19 protein-coding genes, 2 pseudogenes and 1 CRISPR repeat array are annotated in these 18,220 nt (G+C 36.9%); of the genes and pseudogenes, 16 read left to right on the top strand and 5 right to left on the bottom strand.

Annotated features, from left to right (window positions below; genetic code table 11):
• Positions 1–163: 163 nt before the first annotated feature.
• The 6 genes from HEQ36_RS02495 (at position 164) to HEQ36_RS02470 (ending at position 5,555) form a co-directional block, all read left to right on the top strand.
• The gene (locus HEQ36_RS02495) at positions 164–781 is read left to right on the top strand and encodes a hypothetical protein (protein WP_053541299.1); all 618 of its coding nucleotides are present in this window, start codon (positions 164–166) and stop codon (positions 779–781) included.
• 159 nt (positions 782–940) lie between these two features.
• The gene (locus HEQ36_RS02490) at positions 941–1,081 is read left to right on the top strand and encodes a hypothetical protein (protein ID WP_027401772.1); all 141 of its coding nucleotides are present in this window, start codon (positions 941–943) and stop codon (positions 1,079–1,081) included.
• A gap of 344 nt (positions 1,082–1,425) precedes the next feature.
• A complete protein-coding gene (locus tag HEQ36_RS02485) occupies positions 1,426–4,293 on the top strand; it encodes a glycerol-3-phosphate acyltransferase (RefSeq protein WP_168636459.1) in 2,868 nt (955 codons plus the stop codon).
• Between the two features lie 369 nt (positions 4,294–4,662).
• Positions 4,663–4,986, top strand: a complete 324-nt coding sequence (locus HEQ36_RS02480) for a hypothetical protein (RefSeq protein ID WP_053539606.1) — start codon at positions 4,663–4,665, stop codon at positions 4,984–4,986.
• Positions 4,987–4,989: 3 nt separating this feature from the next.
• Positions 4,990–5,265, top strand: a complete 276-nt coding sequence (locus HEQ36_RS02475; protein WP_053539607.1) for a DUF6516 family protein — start codon at positions 4,990–4,992, stop codon at positions 5,263–5,265.
• Between the two features lie 161 nt (positions 5,266–5,426).
• Positions 5,427–5,555 carry a DUF6516 family protein gene (locus tag HEQ36_RS02470; RefSeq protein WP_234413194.1) on the top strand — a complete coding sequence of 43 codons (129 nt, stop codon included), beginning with the start codon at positions 5,427–5,429 and terminating at the stop codon, positions 5,553–5,555.
• A gap of 58 nt (positions 5,556–5,613) precedes the next feature.
• Positions 5,614–5,863: direct repeats of the CRISPR family, unit length 37 nt; unit sequence GTTTCAATCCCTAATAGGGAGTAAATGAAATTGCAAT.
• Between the two features lie 278 nt (positions 5,864–6,141).
• Here the strand turns inward: HEQ36_RS02470 and bchB are convergent.
• Together bchB and HEQ36_RS02460 are read right to left on the bottom strand one after the other, a co-directional pair.
• Positions 6,142–7,668, bottom strand: coding sequence for a ferredoxin:protochlorophyllide reductase (ATP-dependent) subunit B (gene bchB, locus HEQ36_RS02465; RefSeq protein WP_168466072.1), 1,527 nt, complete (start codon positions 7,666–7,668; stop codon positions 6,142–6,144).
• A gap of 242 nt (positions 7,669–7,910) precedes the next feature.
• Positions 7,911–10,382, bottom strand: a complete 2,472-nt coding sequence (locus HEQ36_RS02460; RefSeq protein WP_168636460.1) for a BsuBI/PstI family type II restriction endonuclease — start codon at positions 10,380–10,382, stop codon at positions 7,911–7,913.
• Between the two features lie 84 nt (positions 10,383–10,466).
• On the opposite strand from HEQ36_RS02460, the gene HEQ36_RS02455 reads away from it, so the two are divergent.
• Both HEQ36_RS02455 and HEQ36_RS02450 read left to right on the top strand, forming a co-directional pair.
• Positions 10,467–11,165, top strand: a complete 699-nt coding sequence (locus HEQ36_RS02455; protein ID WP_168636461.1) for a Uma2 family endonuclease — start codon at positions 10,467–10,469, stop codon at positions 11,163–11,165.
• 65 nt (positions 11,166–11,230) lie between these two features.
• Positions 11,231–11,815, top strand: coding sequence for a Uma2 family endonuclease (locus HEQ36_RS02450; protein ID WP_168636462.1), 585 nt, complete (start codon positions 11,231–11,233; stop codon positions 11,813–11,815).
• 75 nt (positions 11,816–11,890) lie between these two features.
• On the opposite strand, the gene HEQ36_RS02445 is transcribed toward HEQ36_RS02450, so the two are convergent.
• Together HEQ36_RS02445 and HEQ36_RS02440 are read right to left on the bottom strand one after the other, a co-directional pair.
• On the bottom strand, positions 11,891–12,181 hold the full coding sequence (locus HEQ36_RS02445) for a type II toxin-antitoxin system RelE/ParE family toxin (RefSeq protein ID WP_168636463.1): 291 nt from the start codon (positions 12,179–12,181) through the stop codon (positions 11,891–11,893).
• 3 nt (positions 12,182–12,184) lie between these two features.
• A complete protein-coding gene (locus HEQ36_RS02440) occupies positions 12,185–12,418 on the bottom strand; it encodes an addiction module protein (protein WP_168636464.1) in 234 nt (77 codons plus the stop codon).
• A gap of 281 nt (positions 12,419–12,699) precedes the next feature.
• On the opposite strand from HEQ36_RS02440, the gene HEQ36_RS02435 reads away from it, so the two are divergent.
• The 8 genes and pseudogenes from HEQ36_RS02435 (at position 12,700) to HEQ36_RS02400 (ending at position 17,697) form a co-directional block, all read left to right on the top strand.
• The gene (locus HEQ36_RS02435) at positions 12,700–13,206 is read left to right on the top strand and encodes a hypothetical protein (RefSeq protein ID WP_233455515.1); all 507 of its coding nucleotides are present in this window, start codon (positions 12,700–12,702) and stop codon (positions 13,204–13,206) included.
• A 53-nt stretch (positions 13,207–13,259) separates the two neighbouring features.
• Positions 13,260–13,649: a hypothetical protein gene (locus HEQ36_RS02430; RefSeq protein WP_233455516.1), complete on the top strand. Its 390-nt coding sequence runs from the start codon at positions 13,260–13,262 to the stop codon at positions 13,647–13,649.
• Positions 13,610–14,137: pseudogene (locus HEQ36_RS02425) on the top strand (chromosome segregation protein ParM); the annotation flags it as partial. The gene HEQ36_RS02430 and the pseudogene HEQ36_RS02425, both read left to right, overlap by 40 nt.
• Positions 14,138–14,244: 107 nt before the next feature.
• Positions 14,245–14,502 (top strand): AbrB/MazE/SpoVT family DNA-binding domain-containing protein, encoded by a 258-nt coding sequence (locus HEQ36_RS02420; protein WP_168466071.1) that lies wholly within the window; start codon positions 14,245–14,247, stop codon positions 14,500–14,502.
• On the top strand, positions 14,490–14,894 hold the full coding sequence (locus tag HEQ36_RS02415; protein WP_254434565.1) for a type II toxin-antitoxin system VapC family toxin: 405 nt from the start codon (positions 14,490–14,492) through the stop codon (positions 14,892–14,894). Before HEQ36_RS02420 ends, HEQ36_RS02415 begins: the two co-directional genes overlap by 13 nt.
• A gap of 284 nt (positions 14,895–15,178) precedes the next feature.
• A pseudogene (locus tag HEQ36_RS02410) lies at positions 15,179–15,673 on the top strand (Rpn family recombination-promoting nuclease/putative transposase); the annotation flags it as partial.
• A 127-nt stretch (positions 15,674–15,800) separates the two neighbouring features.
• Positions 15,801–17,156: a UDP-N-acetylmuramoyl-tripeptide--D-alanyl-D-alanine ligase gene (gene murF, locus HEQ36_RS02405; RefSeq protein WP_168636465.1), complete on the top strand. Its 1,356-nt coding sequence runs from the start codon at positions 15,801–15,803 to the stop codon at positions 17,154–17,156.
• A 334-nt stretch (positions 17,157–17,490) separates the two neighbouring features.
• Positions 17,491–17,697 carry a hypothetical protein gene (locus tag HEQ36_RS02400; RefSeq protein WP_053539613.1) on the top strand — a complete coding sequence of 69 codons (207 nt, stop codon included), beginning with the start codon at positions 17,491–17,493 and terminating at the stop codon, positions 17,695–17,697.
• A 108-nt stretch (positions 17,698–17,805) separates the two neighbouring features.
• Here HEQ36_RS02400 and HEQ36_RS02395 read toward each other — a convergent pair whose 3' ends face one another.
• Positions 17,806–18,135, bottom strand: a complete 330-nt coding sequence (locus HEQ36_RS02395; protein WP_053539614.1) for a hypothetical protein — start codon at positions 18,133–18,135, stop codon at positions 17,806–17,808.
• Between the last annotated feature and the right edge of the window lie 85 nt (positions 18,136–18,220).

Raw genomic sequence — 18,220 nt, 5'->3', positions numbered from 1 at the left:
AGAGGCAAGAGTGAAGAGGGTTTGGGCGATTTTACATTTCTTTACACAGTTTGGTTTTATTGTGTTCACCTACTTACCCTTAATTAAGAAAATAATTAAATAAACGTTACAATCTATGTAGTTTATGAAAAAAATAGCAATAGTTGAGATCAATAATACTTTTATGAAAGCTAATTTAATATCTAATTCTGCGTCTGATTTTATCAACTCCTTGTCCTGTGCTGCGACTGCATACCGAGCCGGAAATCAATTACCCTCGGCGGAAATAATGGTGAATGCGTTGCTGGAGGCGGAAAAAACCGCCAAGCTACAAAAGTTAAATTATCCTTTTGAATCTCTCAATGGTAAATGGCGACTTTGTTTTGCTACTGGTACTAAAAAAGTCAGAAATCGTGGGGGAATTATTTTAGGTAAGGGTTGGTATGTGCCAAGATTTACGAAAATTCATATTTGCTTGAATCCGTTGGAAACAAAGACTTTAGGAACAGGAGAAATTGCGAATCAAGTCCAATTGGGAGGAATATTATTTAAATTAACTGGACCAATCAAATATTTAGGAAAAAAGAATTTATTGGCTTTTGATTTCATCAAAATGCAGATTAGTTTATTTGATTGGATGTTTGTCAATCAAAATATTTCTGCAAGTAAAGGTGAAATTAAAGATTTTAACGAGCAAGCCATCGCCAAACTGGCTTTTTTTGCTTTTTTTCTAGTTACTGAAGATATGATTGCTGCTCGTGGACGCGGAGGTGGTTTAGCTCTTTGGATTAGAGAAAATTAAATTATTTTTGCACAATATTAAGTAGTAGAGAAGTCCCATTTTCCCTCTTGTTACCAATCTTAAAAAAAATCGTAATAAGAATTTAACACCATCTGGCAATAGAAAGACTAAAATCAAGACGGACAGATTAGCCCTGTAATAAAGGAGCATTATAAAACAATGTCCGATTTAAATCGCGGAATCATGAAATTTGAAGGTGCAGATTCACCTAAACTGATTACAATTTCCACTGTGGTACTTTTAGGATCAATTGCTGGGCTGATTATTTGGGCGCTTACTGCCGCTTATGCACTAGGCTAAATTCCTTGAATAACATTTGGGACACTAGTAAGACTATCATTGTTTTCTAGTGTCCTTATATTTAAGAGGAGTCAGGAGGTAGGGGCGCAGGGACTGCGCCCAATCAGCAGTCAGGAGGTAGGGGCGCAAGGCCTACGCCCAATCAGCAGTCAGGAGGTAGGGGCGCAGGGCCTGCGCCCAATCAGCAGTCAGGAGCAAGAAAGAAAAACAAAGAAGAAAGAATTATTTTGAATCTGAACCCTGACTCCTGCCGTACAAGGGTTTTATCTTTATTATGTGATTCATGTTTGTTAACAACAAACTTGGAAGATGTCATCAAATTTTAATTTTTAGATTAGAGAATCATGATTAATCTTTTCGGTATCGTCATTATTTTAATTGTTTGTCCACTGTTAGGAGCAATACCACTAATTTCCTGGATTACTTATGCCTTGAGTGGTAAGCAGTTAGCCAAGGTGGGTACAGGAAATATTAGTGTGGCAGCCGCTTTTTATCATGGTGGTAAGTTAGCAGGAAGTATCTGCGTAGTTTCTGAAGCCCTCAAGGGTGTTGGGGTTGTGACAATTGCCCAATATTGTTTTCCTTCCCAACCAGTTTGGGAACTTATTGCTTTAATTGCTTTGGTTATCGGTAGATATGTGGCTACTAAAGGCGCAGGAATAACTAACGTTTCCTGGGGGTTGTTGGCACATGATCCGATGGTAGCTGCTTTTGTGAGTTTGCTGGCGGCGATGGGGTTTTTAATTACTCGTTCTAAGGAAACTATTAAGTTGGGGGTATTAGTGATATTTCCCCTGTTTGTGGGTATTATCCATTCCCAAGATATACTAAGGATTATCGCTGCTGCAACTTTGTCGGGGTTAATTTACTGGATTTATAGCCAAATTCCTGATGATATGAATCTCCCTGTTGAGGAGGCGGCGCTAGAATCTCAACCAATGATGGAATATTTAAATAATCAAGAGAGGATTATTACTTTAGATGATGATTTAGATGGGGAAGTGGTAGGAGCTAAAGCTGCGACATTATCGCAAATTAAACGTTGGGGCTATGCAGTTCCTAAAGGTTGGGTACTGCCTGCTGGTGAAGATCCTACTGTTTTAATTGATTTTCTGCAACCGTCGCCACTTTCGCCCTTGGTAGTGCGTTCCTCGGCGATTGGCGAAGATTCCCAACAAGCTTCGGCGGCAGGACAGTATGAAACGATTTTAAATGTGATCAGTAAGGTAGAATTGCGACAAGCGATCGCTCAAGTTAAAGCCTCCTATGATCATCCCAGTGCCGTCGAATATCGCCATCGCAGTAGTTCAGAAGATCGGGCAATGGGGGTACTCATTCAACAACAAGTCCAAAGCGTATTTTCTGGGGTAGCTTTTAGCCGAGATCCCATTTCTCAACAGGGTGAGGCGGTGGTTATTGAAGCGGTGTCTGGTAGTCCTACGCAAATTGTATCTGGGAAGGTAACACCGGAACAATATCGGGTGGTGGTTGCGGATAATGAAAAATTATCTTGTCTGCAATTTGAAGGTCATGGCAAAGTTCCTGAAGCATTAATTAAACAAGTTGCCTACTTAGCTCGGCGGTTAGAAAAACGTTATTTGGGCATTCCCCAAGATATTGAATGGAGTTATGATGGTCAAAATCTGTGGGTATTGCAGACAAGACCTATCACTACCCTTTTACCGTTATGGACAAGAAAAATCGCGGCTGAGGTAATTCCGGGAGTTATTCATCCCTTAACTTGGTCTATTAATTCACCTTTAACCTGTGGTGTGTGGGGGGAAATTTTTAGTATAGTGTTAGGCGATCGCGCTAACCGGTTGGATTTTGCCACAACAGCCACACTGCACTACTCTAGAGCCTATTTTAATGCTTCCTTATTAGGAGAAATCTTTCTGAAAATGGGATTACCTCCAGAAAGTTTGGAATTTCTGACTAGAGGTGCAAGCATGAGTAAACCTGCTCTAGATTCTACTTTGGCTAATTTACCAGGACTGACAAAGTTACTCAAGCGAGAAATTGATTTAGACAAAGATTTTAAATTGGACTATCGCCAAGTTTTTATTCCGGGATTAACCCAATTATCAAACGTTGTCATTGAGGAATTATCACTAGATCAATTATTAGGGAGAATAGATTTAATTCTCGACTTACTCCACCGGGGTACTTATTACAGCATTTTAGCCCCCTTAAGTGCAGCCATCCGTCAAGCGGTTTTGGGGGCAAAAGTAGAAGAAATTGATAATAGCGTCACCCCAGAGGTAGCATCATTAAGAGCTATGCGCTTATTGGCGGCGGATGCTCGACAAATCTTAATCGCCGGTAACTATGAACTTAAACCAGAACAAGTATTTGCACAATTAGCAGAAACAGCCGCAGGGTCGAGAATTTTAGCGGAATTTAACGAATTGATTGAGGATTATGGCTATTTGAGCGAAGTTGGTACAGATATTTCCGTCCCCACTTGGCGAGAAAATCCCCAAATAGTCAGACAATTATTTATCCAGTTGCTACAAGCACCGGAAGCACCAAATTTAGATGATTCCCGTTCAGAACAGACAAATTTAGTACAAAGACGAGTTGATCTTAAAGGTAGGGTGACAGAAGTTTATTCCCGATTGTTGGCGGAATTACGTTGGACATTTTTGGCGCTAGAACAGATGTGGCTTCAGTCTGGGGTATTAACACAACAGGGAGATATTTTCTTTCTCAAGTTAGAGGAAATTCGTCGTTTAGGGATTAATCCAGATGTAGCTTTTAAGAATCATATCTGGGAATTAATCGCAAACAGGCGATCGCAATTTATCCAAGATAGCCAAATTCCCCAAATTCCCCCCGTAGTTTACGGTTATAACCCCCCTCATCCCATTAAACCCGTAATTGATTCCTCTGACAACATTTTATTAGGTATTCCCGCCAGTCAAGGACAAATTCAAGGACGGGTAAAAGTATTACGAACCTTACAAGAAGCCCATAATATTGATAAAAACACTATCCTTGTTGTCCCTTACACAGATTCCGGTTGGGCCCCTATCCTAGTCCAAGCTGGAGGCTTAATTGCCGAAGCAGGTGGTAAACTTTCTCACGGAGCAATTATCGCCCGTGAATACGGTATTCCCGCTGTTATGGATGTGCGTGGTGCGACATACCTACTTCAAGACGGTCAACAAGTCCAAATTGATGGTTATAAAGGGACGGTGGAAATACTCTAGAAGCAAGAATCATCTAAGTAGGTTAGCATTGTCAATCGTCGTTATGGCAAGGCAAGAGGCAAGATTGAATAGGGTTTAAGCGATTTTACTTTTCTTTACACAGATTGGTTTGATTGTGTTCACCTACTTAGAACTTAAACAAACACTAATGGGGATTAAGTGAAATTAAAATTTCGTAGGGGTTTACGGCGTAAACCCTCCCTCATGCGTAGTTTCAATCCCTAATAGGGAGTAGTGGTTTTCTTCCAACTGATTCCTGCTTCTTCAAATAAGTCGTAGTAGCTTTGTTTTGACTCATTAAGTGCCATTCAAACTTCGATAAATGAGATATAGTGAAGATACAAATTGCCGACCAAGGAAAATTACATTATGAATACCCAATTAGTTGAATCTATCACTCAAATCATCCTCTCTTTATCCCCAGAAGAAAGGCAGCTTTTAGAAAGCAAAATTAATAATGTCAAATTATCTTCACCATTAGCAAATTCAACACAACAAGATATTTCAGATTTAGAACAAAAATTAAAGAATTTTGAGACAAAATATCAAATGTCTTCTGGTGACTTCTATCAAGAATTTCAAGCAGGTAAATTAGGAGATGAAATAGATTTTTTTGAATGGAGCGTATTTTATGAAATGTGGACTAATGCTCAAAATACTATTCAGATAAATACGAATTTAATAGCTAGTTAAACAATGGAAATACAAGATTATATTAATACAGTAAAAATTAAATTAGCTACTAGCCGCATTATTATTAAAATCGCTATTGTGGAAGAAAAAATTTTATTGGATCGTGGTTATTTCCGTACTAGATTAACTTTAGTAAATAATGATTTCTTAGAAATAGCAGAGTCCTTTACTATTATTGAGGGACATTTTGTAACCCTTGGTTATCGTTATCAGTGGATGGATGAACAAAAGGAAAATTTAAGAAAACGTTGGGATGAAGAAGGAGTCAGGAGTCAGTAGCCAGGAGTCAGAATCAATCAGTCGAGGATTCAAACCTGCGACTGATTAAAGACCACCAAATCGTAGATTTGGTGGGGGTCTTAAACCCAGTTATTCATCCGCCACTCGCACAGAATTCATTCTGAATTCTGACTCCTGACTCCTGAATTCTGTTCAATAATGTGCAGCATTTTCCAAAATTACCTAATTTTCCCCATCATGTCCATATAATTGAAGAATCTAATGTAGAACCTAGCCAATCTCGTAGTATTCTGGAATTAATTGAACTCATTGAAAAAGAATTAATGTGAACTTATAAAGTGCGTAAGTCCTGAATAAGAATTATTCCAATAAGAATAACGCATTCATGTTTCAATCCCTAATAGGGAGTAAATGAAATTGCAATGATCCAGAACCAACAGAAGCAGTAGAAGGCCACCGTTTCAATCCCTAATAGGGAGTAAATGAAATTGCAATTAAGATTATAATCATCTAAATCACTATTATTTAAAAGTTTCAATCCCTAATAGGGAGTAAATGAAATTGCAATTTGGGCGATCGCTAGTGGGATGCGATCGCTCTGTTTCAATCCCTAATAGGGAGTAAGTGAAATTGAATGGAGATTTTCTTTGATGATTTTTTGCCACAGTGGAACTATACTGCTAAACCACAACAACATTTAGAATTGTAAGTTATTTAATCCACATTCCTAAGAGACTTCCAAATAAAAAAATGTCCCAAAACTGATGCAGAAATTCTCTCTCTGTGTACTCTGTGCCTCTGTGGTTCGTTTCTTAGGATAATTTATTTCTTGGAAGTCTCTAACTATAAACACTAATATAAAAAAAGCAAGTAGCGAAGGTTAAAATATTCGCCCTCACTACTCACTCTTCTTACCTACGCACCTACAGATTCCTTAGCGGCATACAACACCTCAGCCGAGATATCTTTAAACCCACGTTCACGGGCAAACTTTTCGGTATTTCGCTTCACTTTTCCGCGCACAAAACCAGGAATCTTATTCAATTCCGCTTGACCATCTTTTGTCCAATTCAAACCAGATTCTGCGGAAATTCCTTTGGTAATTACTTCCTTTGTATCGTGTCCACCAAAGATTTCTAATAAGTGATCTTCCATTCCCAAAGTGAAGGAATTGTAGATTAAATCAGTGATTTGATTTGTGCCTTCATAACCCATAAATGGTTTGTAACCAATGGGGAAATTCTGCACGTGAATTGGTGCTGCAATGACACCACAAGGAATATCCAAACGTTTACCAACGTGACGTTCCATCTGTGTACCAAATATAGCAGAAGGTTCAACGCGAGCGATCGCATCCCCAATTTCACCATGATCATCTGTAATCAATACTTCATCGCAATATTCGCTCACCTGTTCTCTAAACCAGTCAGCATCATACTTGCAATAAGTACCAGCCCACACCACGTGAATCCCCATTTCCCGCGAGAGAATCTTCGTTAAAGCCGCCGCATGAGTATTATCACCAAAAACCACCGCTTTCTTCCCTGTCAAGTTCTGACAGTCAATAGAACGGGAAAACCAAGCCGCTTGGGATACGTGCAGAGTTTGTTCATTAATGAAGTCTTCATAATTAACTTCCGCACCTTGAGCGTTAATTACCTGCTGAATTTTACGGATACATCTAGCAGTTTCCACTACACCCATCGGCGTAATATCTACGTAAGGAGTCCCGAATTGTTCTTCTAAATATTTAGCTGTAGTTAACCCCAGTTCCCGATAAGGAATTAAGTTAAACCAAGCTTGAGGCATAGTTTTTAACTCGTGAACAGACGCACCTTCAGGAATCACAGTATTTACCTGAATTCCCAAATCAGTCATTAACCGCTTCAGTTCAGTGACATCATGGTTATTGTGGAAACCCAGAGTAGAAACCCCGATAATGTTAACTGAGGGTTTGACTGTTTTCTCTGTTGGTAATTCCCCCCGCTTCCGGGCTTTCTCAATGTAATATTGGACGATTTGTTGTAAGGTGCGATCTGCGGCTTGTAATTCATTGTAGCGGTAATGGTTCACGTCCGCCAGCATTACGTCCCCTTTTGCTTCCAATTGCGCCCGTTCGACAAAGTTATGTAAGTCCTCTTGCAAAATGCTGGAAGTGCAGGTAGGAGTTAAAACGATTAAATCGGGGTGTTCTTCCGCGTCTTTGCGGGTGATGTTGTCTACCACCTTTTCTTGAGAACCTCGCGCTAAAACGTTTCTATCAACGACGCTGGTTGTAACTGGGGTAAAGTTTCTTTCCCGCGATAGCATGGAACGCATAACGTTGAAGTAATCATCACCCAGGGGTGCGTGCATGATAGCATGAACGTTTTTAAAAGAACTCGCAATTCGCAAAGTTCCAATGTGGGCGGGGCCTGAATACATCCAGTAAGCCAATTTCATCCTGTGTTCTCCCTTGACAAGTTAAATAACTATAAGTGCTTGATTATTAAATCGTTTCTGATTTTCTCAAACCTAACCGCTATGAACAAATAAGGTTTGTTGCGAGGTTATTTGACATGGGAGACGGTAAAACCTAGTTGCTGACTGGGTTATGGCTGATTATTTAAACAATATTTATGTTGTTTAAGTAAATAAATCTTAATGATTTGCAAAATATTTGGATCAAAATCTCCAAACCGATTTTACCGATTTTCATAAGGTCCAAGAAATCTCTCTCCGTTAAAATGAATTAAATGATCTGCTTGGTCTGCTACCCAAACTTCTGTTTCCCAAGAAATCTCAGCTAGATACCGAGTCATGTCCTTGCGACTGGGAAAAGCAGTCATAAAAACTAATCCCTTATTACTAGACTGAAACAGTTTTCTTAGTTCATTGTGTCGTTTTAAATTCACAGGTCCATGACTGGTGACAGCTTCTATTAATATTAGCCAGTCTTGTTGTTGATAATAAATTACAACATCTGGCATTTTACCATGAGGATCTAAATCAATTCCTATTTCTCGAAACTTTTGAGTTTCATTAATAATGAACTTATCCCCAGCATCACCGACATAAAGAACCAAACCTCCTGGTGTAAATCTGGGACAAAAATTTTCTAAAATGTCTTTGATTAAATTATTTTGTCCACCTGATGATAGATAAATTGCTTGTCCATTGGGTAAACTAACGGGAATTGTGGAGATATTCCGAGTTCTATCCTGCAATAAATTCTTGACAGAAATAGTATAATTACGACGAGATTCTTCCCACTGATCAGAACCATAAGATTGTATCAGCGAAAGTGCTTGTTGCTGAAGTTGATAACACCATTTAGGACTATTAATTGGTCGGTCGGGTTGATCTGGATTTTCCACAACTAAACCCATTTGTACAAACTGGTGCATTGTTTGTCTTCTCACTGTTTCCCTTGTATTGGGTGCGTATTGTTTTCCATAAAAATCACGAAACCAATCCATCATTTCAGTAATTCTGCGTTTGGGTGTTGTTGCTTGATCCCAAGAAGTTTCCGGTCGAATGTCTGCCAATGCGAGTAAGCACAGTGCGGATCTTTCGTTTTGCTGTTCTTTGGGTGCAGAAATTTCTTTAAGAATAGTTAGTGCTTCTTGAATACGTTTACTAGCGTGAATTGTGTTGATTGCTTCACTCATAATTGATAGATTTTGATGTACAAGTTGATCAATTTGATCTTGATCAAACGCAGATTCATGAATTTGTGTTCCTAGTTTTATTAAATCATTTTTACAGGGGTATTTAATTTTTCGTAGGTCTGTAGCATTAACTTGTGTGTTACCACTAAATAGGCGAAAGTATTGATCAAATAAAGTTGAATTGAGAAATGCTGTTAAACCTTTTGCTAGGTCGAGATTCATTCCCTTTCCTTTAGCATGATAATAGTTAAGATGGTTTTCTATACCCAGTGCCGATGAATCTATAGGGTAAGATACAGCAGCAACAATACGGCGTTTTTCTTCCTTTGCAGAAAACCGTTTGACTACAATATAACAACCTGATGGAATTAACCATTTTTGTGTTTCTTGATTCTTTTCAATAGCAATTGATTTTTTCGGTTTTGTGGGAGGAAATAACACTTTTCCTGGTTTGATAGATTCTGGGTAAATTAAGGGAACTGTTTGATCATCTAAGGAATTTCTTAAAGATGATTTGAGACGAAAATCTACAACTGGACCGGTTGAAATTTCCAAACTAAGTTCTTCTAATGTAGATGGAAATTTATCCATTTGCACTTTTAAAGCATCTTCCAAAGAGTTGGTAAGAACATGGATAAACATTTCAGGATCATTTTTTTCAATAACTTGGTTATAGGGAACAAGTCTCATTTCCGAAAAACTATCTAATTCTTGTTCTGAGTTAATACTTATTTCTATAAATTTAGGTTTAATTTCTGTTTTTGTAGCATGAAAAATAATATTTTCTTGTAAAACATTATCTTCTGCAAAAGCTAATGAGCGACTTTCAAATATATGAATATTTTGGAGTACCATTTTTTCCAAAAAAGCTTGGCGAAAAGGACGAAAATAACTACCATTACAAAAGCTTCTCGGAGTAATTGCCACTATCTCTCCATTTATAGAAAGTTGTAATATGGATAGCCAAACAAATGCACTATATAAATTTACCGTTTCAATTCCCAGCTTTGACAGTATTTTTTTCTCAATTGATTTACTGTTAATCTTTTTATAAGGTGGATTCATAATAGCATGAGTAAAATTCTGGGTATAAGTATTAAAAAGTGGTAAATTATTTTCTGTAATACTTCCAATAAAGCTTTCATTCTGTAAACAATAATCTGCTTTAATCCCTCTATTTTTTAAGGCTTGACAACAGTGATTAAGACATTCTTGCAGCGAGGGTATAAAGCTTGCTTCTACTTCATAAGCTGTGATAAAACAACTTTCAACTTGATTAGAATTTGTCAATAATCGCTCTACAAAAGCAGCAGTTAAAGACCCAAAACCAGCACCAGGATCTAGTAAATTAATATGACCTGATAAATTGTTAAATTGTCCTGCCATCAATCTCGCAACTGTCGCAGGAGTCATAAATTGACCCAATTCACTTCTTTGTTTTGGGTTTAATTTTGCCGATAAATTAAATCTATTTATATCTGTGGAGTCTGTCAAGAAAGTTGTCATGTTATAGACAATAAAATTAGATAATGAAAATTGTGAATAATTTGCTATGATACACTCAGGGCTTTATTACTTATTACAAAAACTATGGTAAAAATACCCTTTATTACTTCAACAATTCCTCCTTTAACAAACGGGGATAAACTCACCCGTTATGAATTTGAACGGCGATATAATACAACATCTAAACCTAAAAAAGCTGAATTAATTGAAGGAATTGTTTATATTATGCCGGCTGCTCTGCGTTTTAGAAGTCATGGACAACCTCATGGTCGCATCTTAACATGGATTGGTAATTATGAAGTTTTAACTCCTGGTGTGGCATTAGGAGTTGAACCTACAGTCCGGCTAGATTTAGATAATGAACCTCAACCTGATGCAATTCTGATTATTATACCAGAAGCAGGTGGACAAACTCGAATTAGTGAGGACGATTATATTGAAGGTGCGCCGGAGTTGGTGGTAGAAATTGCTGCTAGTAGTGCAGCTATTGACCTACATGGCAAAAAACAAGCTTATCGTCGCAATGGAGTCAAAGAATATATTGTTTGGCAAGTTTTAGACCAAAAATTGAGTTGGTTTTCCTTAGAAGAAGGTGAATATTTAGAATTAGCACCTAATGAAGAGGGAGTTTTACAAAGTCAGGTATTTCCAGGTTTATGGTTAGCGGTAAATGAATTATTAATAGGTAATATGCAAGTTGTTTTGAATGTTTTACAAGCTGGTTTACAGTCTCTAGAACACGCAGATTTTATAGAGAAATTAGGTGATTTGAAAAGCGATTAGAACTCACGGTTCTACATAGGAATTTAAGATACAATAGATTCAATCTCTAAACTTGGGTTTAAATTATGATAACTACACTCATTGAACGAGAAGCAGAACCGATTTTAATTAGCGACTTAACCTGGAGAGAATTTAAAGCTGTTGAACAGCTAATTGAGCGCCCAGGGTTAAGGTTATCCTTTTTAGATGGAGTCTTGGAGATTCGGAAAATGCCAGGGAAAAAACACGAAACTATCAAAGAACGTATTGGGGCTTTACTAGAAATTTATTTAGAATTTTTGGAATTAGATTTTACTCCTACTGGTTCTGTCACCTTAGAAAATGAATTTGAAAAGGTTAAAAAAGAAGGCGATAAATCTTATGAATTGGGAGCAAATAGAAAACGTCCTGATTTAGTGATTGAGGTGGTTGTTAGTAGTGGAGGAATTGATAAACTGGAAGCATACAAACGGTTACAAATTCCTGAAGTTTGGTTTTGGATTAATGATGAATTATTATTTTATAGTTTAGGAAATGAGGGATATGAAGCTGTTAGTAAATCGCAACTTTTACCGAGTTTAGATGTGGCTTTATTGATGCGTTGTATTAATATAGAAAATCATGCTCAATCGCTGCGGGAATTTCGAGCAGGGATAAAAATTATGGGATAGTACAAAAATGGTAGGAACTTGTAGGAACTTCTACTCAAGATTATACTTTTGCTAACTTTGATGTGATAGTTGCTATTAAATGCGATCTTGCCAATATTTTGGTTTGCGACTACAGTGCATAACCGCTACAATTAAAATGTATTCATCTTCTATGGTATAGAGTATTCCATAGGGAAACTTACGCACTAAACACCGACGAATATCTTCATCGGTAACTGGATAGCGTTTAGGTGATTCAATAATTCGGAAAATGGCATCTTCAACAGCATTGATAAAATTTTGTGCTATTTCAATTTCATTTTCTGCATAAAATTGGACTGCTTCTGAGTATTCTGTTAATGCAGCAGGATGAAAGTTATATTTCATTTTTCATTTTTCTAAAATTTGTCTGATTTGAGCTAAAGCTATTTCTCCAGAAATTGGCTCAACTGTATGATTACGAATTTCATCTCGGCGTTTTTTAGCTTCTGTATTCCAACTCTTTTGAATATTTTCATCAATATCAGATTCTTCTAGACTTTCAATTAGTTTTTCTACTAAAAATACTCTGCTAGAATTTGGTAAAGACAAGGCTTCTTGAATTAATTCTTCAACTGATAGCATAATTATTTATTCTTGTGTAAATTGAATTGAGAATAGGCACAAACAAAGACTTTATTCACAAACTATTTTATCATTCTTTCTATGAAAATGTCATATTAACTTAACTATGACTGTGTTTCTACATTATCTCGTTTTGACTAAATTGCATCGTGTATTTCGCTAGTGCAATCTTTTTATTTACACCAACTATATATTTATTTTTACCAGTAGTCAATTATTACCGTATTGAGTATAATTTATTTTATCAACCGCTTCTGTCAAATATAAAAAGGTAGTTATCCATGTCTGACGATTCCCAGCGTAATTCTGCTGTCAATGCGGCTGCGACAACCAACATTCACCACGTCAATTTACAGGATTTACCTTTAAGTACGGCACGTAGATTATATAAAGGGGGTGTTCGTCCTGGTGAACCTATTAGAACCAGGATTCAAGCCCAAGAAATGTTGGATAAAATTCCCCCTTCTCAACGTGCGGGTATAGATAGTCAAACTGCCACTAATAATGCCAACGATTACCTATCTGATAAGCACGCTAGTCACGTTAAACCCCACAGTAAGGGAGGTTCTAATGATCCGAGTAATATCAGATGGGAGAATGGCAAAGACAATATGGCTCGTGGTGATAAAACCATGACTAGTCAGGAACAAATGAGATTAAATGCTAAATACCACTTTGATAACTTAACTGGTGCTGTAAAGGCAGGTTTGCAAGCTGCACCAATAGGGGCGGCTGTGGGTGCAGTTACAACTGTACCTTTTTCTCTTTTAGGGACTTCCAAGAAATAAATTATCCTGATTAACGAACCACAGAGGCGCAGAGGACACAGAGGAATAAGGGTTTGAGAGATTTTTGCGTTAGGTGGTTGAGTATTTTTTTATTTGGAAGTCCCTTAACTCATGGGCTGCGTGTAGTTCGAGGTGAAATTTCTGCACAGGAAGCTGCTACAGCAACATTAAAAGATACTGTTATGGGTGGTGCAGTTGGGGGTGTAACAGCATTTACAACAGCAACATTAGCAGCAGCTTGTCCACCAATAGCGATCGCATTAACTACAGTAGCACCTTTATTAGCTGTTGTTGGTGCTGGAGGTATGGCTGTTGAGTTTTTCAGAATCTTAGATGATCACAAACAGGCTGTAAAAACCTATTATGAATCTTTAACTCGGCAAGAATTAGGAAGATTACGAATAAAGCCACAACAGTTCCAGATTTTACAAAAATACCACTAGCAGTTGTTGATATTGGACATCAAACTATTGATATGATCATGGTAGATAATTTCCGTTTTGTTAAATATCTTTCTAATAGTGGAGACTTTGGAATGAGCAAGTTTTATGAATTGATAGCATCTGAAATAGAAAATGCTGATAGTCAATCTTTAGCATTGATTTCTGCGGTGAATAAGCCCAAACGTGAACGCTTTTACCGTCCAAAAGGTGCTAAGAAACCTACTAATCTAGATGATTTTCTCCCCAATCTGACAGAGCAGTTTTCACGGGAAATTTGCTCTCGTGTGTTAGCATGGTTGCCAGAGCGGGTAAATGATGTGATTATTACAGGTGGTGGTGGAGAGTTCTTTTGGGAAGATGTCCAACGTCTCCTCAAAGAAGCTAAAATCAATGCCTATTTAGCTGCACCTTCCCGACAAGCTAATGCTTTAGGGCAGTATATTTATGGAGAAATCCAATTTATGCGTGCTGCTAGGTCAGAAAATTAATATTGCAATAGTTACAGATAATCTGATCCACTTTTAAAAGTACAATTTCAAATAGCTATGAATATATGTTAAAATTAAATCACCATAAATATTGGAAAATTATTGCAATGGAAATTACTAAACTATCAACTCAAGGTCAAATTACTATTCCCCAAGTTTTAAGAGATCAGTATCATTGGCAAGATGGACAGGAATTAATAATAATTAATTTGGGTGATGGAATTTTATTAAAGCCTAAAAAAACTTTTCCAGAAACAAAATTAGATGATGCTGCTGGTTGTTTGAATTATCAAGGAAAAGCCAAAACAATTGAAGAAATGGAAGAAGCGGTAGCACAAGGAATAGAAGAATTATGGAGTCAATGATTGCCATTGATACTAACATTATCGTTAGATTTATTACCAAAGATGATGAGCTACAGTATCAACAAAGTTTAGCATTATTCAAAAATAAAAATATTTTTATTGCTGATACTGTCATCTTGGAAACCGAATGGGTTTTAAGGTTTGCTTATAAGTTTAAACCTTTAGAAATTTGTCAGGCTTTTAGAAAGGTTTTTGGTTTATCTAATGTTTATTTAACTAATGAAAGGCTGATTTTACAAGTTATTGAATGGCATGAAAATGGTATTGATTTTGCAGATGCTTTTCATTTAACTTCTAGCAATCATTGTTTAGAGTTTTATACTTTTGATGAAAAATTTATTAAAAAATCTCAAAGTTTATCTAATTCAACAGTAAAAAAACCTGATTTATAAATTCGTTATTATTACAACAATAAACCCACTTCGTAAGTTTCAGATAACTAAAATTTTACTCCTCCAAACAACTTTTCAAAATGAAAACAGACAGCATATTTTACAAAAGAAGGGAACAGGGAGCAAATAAGAAACTTTAGTTCTGAGTTTAAAGCTCAGTCAAAAAAAGGATGTTTTTAAAAGATGCGTAGCACGAAAAAAACAGTGTCATTATTTCAATCTCATGTTTCTAAACATGAGTTTTTCCTGTTCCCTGTTGCCCGTTCCCTGTTCCCTCTGAAAGATTGTTTCAAGAAATACCCAGCATATTTTTTGAACTGATTGGTAACTCTCCCCAACTAGCAGAACTTTATCAATTTTCATCAGTTGAAGTTAAACAAACAGCCTTGAGAATAGATGGAGTTTTCTTACCTAACCAAAATACAGATAACCCCATCTACTTTTTAGAAGTACAATTTCAATCAGATAAGGACCTCTACCATAGACTTTTTAGCGAAATATTTCTTTACATTCGCCAAAACAACCCCAAAAATCACTGGAGTGCTGTAGTTATCTATCCAACCCGCAGCATAGATACACAAGATATTCAGCATTATCAAGAATTCTTCACCAGTCAACGAGTGAGAGTGATTTATCTCGATGAATTAGCAGAAACAACATCTTTACCCATTGGTATTGCTACAATAAAACTAATCATCGCTAACCAAGATAATTCCATTACCCAAGCCAAAGAATTAATCACCAGAACTAAACAAGAGATAAATTCTCAACTTCAACAGTAATACGTAGTACAAATCATTCAAACCAGTTTAGCGTATAGAACTTTACAAAAATAAATCTTCAATGACAACGCGACACAAAAAATGATAAGGTTAATACCTTTAAAATACCTTATCGTTTATCAGTATGTCAGTCTCTATCACTATCTCTCAACTGGTTGAAGTTCTTATAGCTGAACCTGTGAATGTATCTGTATCTAGTTTAGCTCAGTTGGCTATTGGGATACAAACAGATACCCGCATTTTGCAACCAGGGGAAGTGTTTTTGGCTTTGCGAGGAGAAAAGTTTGACGGACATGATTTTGTACCCACAGCGATCGCTCAAGGGGCTATAGTTGCAATAGTTGATCGTCATTACGAAAATCCCGGTTTTCCGGTTTTGCGGGTTAAAGATACTTTAAAGGCATATCAACAAATTGCTAAATGGTGGCGCGAAAGCTTTGCTATTCCTGTCATTGGCATCACAGGTTCAGTCGGGAAAACCACAACCAAAGAATTAATTTCCGCAGTTTTAGCCACAAAAGGCAAAGTTCATAAAACCTACGGGAATTTTAATAATGAAATAGGTGTTCCCAAAACCCTGTTAGAAATGGGTAGAGAAAATAACTTTGCTGTCATCGAAATGGCTATGCGGGGAAGGGGACAAATTGCCGAATTGACAGAAATTGTTAAACCGACAATTGGGGTAATTACTAATGTAGGCACGGCGCATATTGAGTTACTTGGTTCAGAAGAAGCCATTGCAGAAGCTAAATGTGAATTATTAGCAACCATGCCAAATGATAGTATTGCTATTCTTAATTATGATAATCCATTATTAATGGAAACGGCAGCGAAGTTCTGGCAGGGTAAAGTTATCAGTTATGGTTTTTCCGGTGGCGATATTCAAGGAGAATTAACTGATAATGAAACTGTAGAAGTTGCGGGAATGCGTCTACCTTTACCTTTACCCGGTCGTCATAATGCTACCAATTTTTTAGCAGCTTTAGCAGTAGCCAAGGTATTAGAAATTGATTGGCAATTATTACAATCTGGTATTATGGTAAATATGCCCACAGGTAGAAGTCAACGCTTTACTTTACCTAATGATGTGGTGATTTTAGATGAAACCTATAATGCCGCCCCAGAAGCCATGTTAGCAGCTTTACAGTTGTTAGCAGACACACCCGGAAAGCGAAAAATTGCGGTTTTAGGGGCAATGAAAGAACTAGGAGAAAGATCCCCAGAACTTCATCGAAAAGTTGGAGAAATGGTCAAGAATTTGCATCTGGATGGTTTATTGGTATTAGTTGATGGTCAAGATGCGGAAATTATTGCTAATAGTGCCGATAATATATCTTGCGAATGTTTCACAAATCATGCTGATTTGGTAACAAGATTAAAAACATTTATGCAAACAGGCGATCGCCTATTATTCAAAGCCGCCCATTCTGTGGGATTAGATCGAGTTGTTAACCAATTGCGGGCAGAATTTACCAATTAAAAATTCCTGGTATTTCAGACAAAACAAACTTAATTAAGTCTGGTTTTTCGGATAAATATAATACACCGAAAAAATAACTTTTTTCTAGAGATGTTGCATGAAACATCTCTACCATATAGCAAAAAATCAAAATAAAAAGTCTTTTAGTCAAGAAAAAATAATTACTAATTGCCATCAATAACTAGACAAAACTATTTCAATAACGTCTTATCCATTGGCATCAAAGCCTTGAATTTATAAATTCTTTTTGAAAGAATAAAAACTAAGGTTAGTGCATATCACATCTGATCTTACTTATCTTTTATCAAGATAATACATACAAGGAGGAATTATCATGGCTAATATCCAAATATCCGCATTACTTCCTGTTGGTTATGATTTATTTAATGATGCTGCTAGTTTTATGAATGAATTAGCTACCGATGAAGTACAAAACGTTATCGGTGGTGGTTATTCTGGATATCATAGCTGGGGAGGTAACAGTTGGGGCGGCAACAGTTGGGGCGGTTATAATCATCACCACTGTGGTTCTTGCTGCTAAAATCTAAACATTGGTAAAATTATATCCCCGATTTCTTTAAGAAGTCGGGGATATAGAAAGTTGAAATAAAATTACGTTTTTACTTCTAACTTTTGATTGATGCTGTCATTATTTACCTAGAGAAAATAATTGTAGAGGATTTCTCCGCCAGATAATTACTAAAAGATTAGTTAATAAACAGGTGACAGCTAGGGATAACAAGACATACGTGGGTAACATCACTACACCAATCATAAACCAAGTATAAACGTGCAGCATCATGATTGCAGCAAATGTACAGGCTAGTGTCACAGATGCCCAGACTTGACTCATGGGACGATTGAGAAACGCGAGGATAATCGTTAATAAGGTAGTCAAGACATTGGCCGGGACTAGAAAGCCACAGATACCTATACAGTGATTGCGGGAAAATTCAGTTAAGGTGTGAAAATCTAACATTAATTTTGGGGGATAGATAATTGTAGGTTCTTATGATTAGGTTTTATTATAAATTCCAGGCTACTTAGGTAATCTTATCTCAAAA

Origin of the sequence: Anabaena sp. 54 (assembly GCF_017355725.1) — a bacterium.
GTDB classification, from domain to species: domain Bacteria; phylum Cyanobacteriota; class Cyanobacteriia; order Cyanobacteriales; family Nostocaceae; genus Dolichospermum; species Dolichospermum heterosporum.
The sequence above is the reverse complement of the archived record's forward strand: the minus strand, read 5'-3'. Positions and strand labels throughout refer to the sequence as shown.

Bases quoted from the DNA above. Each gene is read 5' to 3' on its own strand.
- HEQ36_RS02495 (WP_053541299.1), top strand. From the start codon at position 164: ATGAAAGCTAATTTAATATCTAATTCTGCGTCTGATTTTATCAACTCC.
- HEQ36_RS02490 (WP_027401772.1), top strand. From the start codon at position 941: ATGTCCGATTTAAATCGCGGAATCATGAAATTTGAAGGTGCAGATTCA.
- HEQ36_RS02485 (WP_168636459.1), top strand. From the start codon at position 1,426: ATGATTAATCTTTTCGGTATCGTCATTATTTTAATTGTTTGTCCACTG.
- HEQ36_RS02480 (WP_053539606.1), top strand. From the start codon at position 4,663: ATGAATACCCAATTAGTTGAATCTATCACTCAAATCATCCTCTCTTTA.
- HEQ36_RS02475 (WP_053539607.1), top strand. From the start codon at position 4,990: ATGGAAATACAAGATTATATTAATACAGTAAAAATTAAATTAGCTACT.
- bchB (WP_168466072.1), bottom strand. From the start codon at position 7,668: ATGAAATTGGCTTACTGGATGTATTCAGGCCCCGCCCACATTGGAACT.
- HEQ36_RS02460 (WP_168636460.1), bottom strand. From the start codon at position 10,382: ATGACAACTTTCTTGACAGACTCCACAGATATAAATAGATTTAATTTA.
- HEQ36_RS02455 (WP_168636461.1), top strand. From the start codon at position 10,467: ATGGTAAAAATACCCTTTATTACTTCAACAATTCCTCCTTTAACAAAC.
- HEQ36_RS02450 (WP_168636462.1), top strand. From the start codon at position 11,231: ATGATAACTACACTCATTGAACGAGAAGCAGAACCGATTTTAATTAGC.
- HEQ36_RS02445 (WP_168636463.1), bottom strand. From the start codon at position 12,181: ATGAAATATAACTTTCATCCTGCTGCATTAACAGAATACTCAGAAGCA.
- HEQ36_RS02440 (WP_168636464.1), bottom strand. From the start codon at position 12,418: ATGCTATCAGTTGAAGAATTAATTCAAGAAGCCTTGTCTTTACCAAAT.
- HEQ36_RS02435 (WP_233455515.1), top strand. From the start codon at position 12,700: ATGTCTGACGATTCCCAGCGTAATTCTGCTGTCAATGCGGCTGCGACA.
- HEQ36_RS02420 (WP_168466071.1), top strand. From the start codon at position 14,245: ATGGAAATTACTAAACTATCAACTCAAGGTCAAATTACTATTCCCCAA.
- HEQ36_RS02415 (WP_254434565.1), top strand. From the start codon at position 14,490: ATGGAGTCAATGATTGCCATTGATACTAACATTATCGTTAGATTTATT.
- murF (WP_168636465.1), top strand. From the start codon at position 15,801: ATGTCAGTCTCTATCACTATCTCTCAACTGGTTGAAGTTCTTATAGCT.
- HEQ36_RS02400 (WP_053539613.1), top strand. From the start codon at position 17,491: ATGGCTAATATCCAAATATCCGCATTACTTCCTGTTGGTTATGATTTA.
- HEQ36_RS02395 (WP_053539614.1), bottom strand. From the start codon at position 18,135: ATGTTAGATTTTCACACCTTAACTGAATTTTCCCGCAATCACTGTATA.